1 protein-coding gene is annotated in these 2,149 nt (G+C 73.6%); it reads right to left on the reverse strand.

The genetic code is table 11. The features are described 5' to 3' along the window. Window positions 1–2,149, reverse strand: a 2,149-nt coding sequence (locus tag AB0L74_RS34780) for a beta-ketoacyl synthase N-terminal-like domain-containing protein (RefSeq protein WP_365661615.1), incomplete at both ends; no start/stop codon positions are given.

The following is a 2,149-nucleotide window of genomic DNA, read 5'->3' on the forward strand; positions in this document are numbered from 1 at the left end:
AGCAGCGGGTCGAGGTGGGCGCAGACCTCGTCCAGGGCCTGCGCGAAGACGGGGTAGGCGGCGGCGAGTCCGGCGCCCATGCCGACGCGCTGGGCCCCCTGGCCGGTGAACAGGAACGCCAGCCGGCCCTTGGCCGCGGTCGCTTCGACCAGGCCCGTGGTGGTCTCACCGGCTGCCAGGGCCCGCAGGCCGGTGAGGAGGTCGTCGCGGCTCGCGCCGAGGACGACCGCACGGCGGTCCAGTTGCGCGCGCCTGGTCGCCAGCGCCGCGGCCACGTCCACCGGGTGAGGGGCGTTCGCGGCGTCCAGCAGCTCGGCGAGGTCCCGTGCCTTGGCCCGGAGCGCGGCCGGGTCCGCGGCGGACACCGGGAGGAGGAGGGTGCCGGGGAGATCGTCCTGTCCCGGGGCGCCGGAGTCCGGCTCGGTGGCCTCGGAGGGCTGCTCGATGATGACGTGGGCGTTGGTACCGCTGATCCCGAAGGACGAGATGGCGGCACGCCGCGGCCCGGTGGTCTCCCATGGCCGGGGCTCCGTCAGCAGCTCCACCCGTCCCGCGGTCCAGTCGACCTTCGACGACGGCTCGTCGACGTGCAGGGTCCGCGGGAGCACTCCGTGCCGCATGGCCATGATCATCTTGATGATGCCGGCGACACCGGCGGCGGCCTGGGTGTGGCCCAGGTTCGACTTGATGGAGCCGAGCCACAGCGGCTGCTCGGCCGTACGGTCGCGGCCGTAGGTGGCGATGAGGGCCTGCGCCTCGATGGGGTCGCCCAGGACCGTGCCGGTGCCGTGCGCCTCCACGGTGTCTATCTCGTCGGTGGTCAGCCGGGCGTCCGCCAGCGCGGCGCGGATGACCCGCTGCTGGGAGGGGCCGTTGGGCGCGGTGAGGCCGTTGCTGGCGCCGTCCTGGTTGACGGCCGAGCCGCGGACCACCGCGAGGACCTGGTGGCCGTTGCGCCGGGCGTCCGACAGGCGCTCGACCACCAGCACGCCGACGCCCTCGGACCAGCCGGTGCCGTCCGCCGCCTCGGCGAAGGACTTGCACCGGCCGTCCCCGGCGAGACCGCGCTGTCTGCTGAACTCGAGGAAGGTGGCGGGCGTGGACATCACCGTCACGCCGCCGACCAGCGCGAGGGAGCACTCGCCGGAGCGCAGGGCCTGGCCGGCGAGGTGCAGCGCCACCAGCGAGGAGGAGCACGCCGTGTCCACCGTCACCGCCGGGCCTTCGAGGCCGTAGGTGTAGGCGATGCGGCCGGAGACGATGCTGCCCGCGCTGTGGCTGGTCGGGTAGTCGTGGTACATCACACCGGCGAAGACACCGGTGGCGCTGCCCTTGAGGGTGGCCGGGTCGATGCCCGCGCGCTCGAACGCCTCCCAGGACGCCTCCAGGAGAAGGCGCTGCTGGGGGTCCGTGCTCAGCGCTTCGTTGGGGCTGATGCGGAAGAAGGCGGCGTCGAAGTCGGCCGCGTCGTGGAGGAAGCCGCCCTTGTTGACGTAGGTGGTGTCCGGGCGCTCGCCCTTCGGGTCGTAGATCGCGTGGGTGTCCCAGCCGCGGTCCTCGGGGAACTCCGAGAGGGCGTCCCTGCCGCCCAGGACCAGCTCCCACAGGTCTTCCGGCGACTCGACGCCTCCGGGGTAGCGGCAGGACATGCCGACGACGACGATCGGGTCGTCGCTCACGGGGCCCTCGTGCCGCGCCGCCGTGGCGGTGGGGGCGTCGAGGGTGCCGAGCAGTTCGTCGTGGAGGAAGCCGGCCAGGTCGCCGGCGGTCGGGTAGTCGAAGACGAGGGTGGCGGGCAGTCGCAGGCCGGTCGCCGTGTTCAGTCCGTTGCGCAGTTCGACCGCGGTGAGGGAGTCGAAGCCGAGGTCGCTGAAGGCGCGGTCGGGTGCGATGGACGCGGGGTTGGCGTGGCCCAGGACGTCGGCGATCTGGCCCCGTACCACGTTGAGCAGGGTCCGTTCCCGCTCGGCCCGGGTCAGCGCGGAGAGCCGCTGGTGCAGGGAGTCCGCGGTGGTCCCGTCACTGACGGCGGCGGTACGGCGCACGGTGGGGACGAGGTGGTGGTAGAGGGACGGCAGTTCCGTGCCCTGGGCCCGCAGCGCGTCCACGTCGAGCCGTACCGGCACCACCGCCGCACCCGCGCGCACCC

The organism is Streptomyces sp. NPDC052020 (assembly GCF_040680575.1).
In the GTDB taxonomy this organism is placed as follows: domain Bacteria; phylum Actinomycetota; class Actinomycetes; order Streptomycetales; family Streptomycetaceae; genus Streptomyces.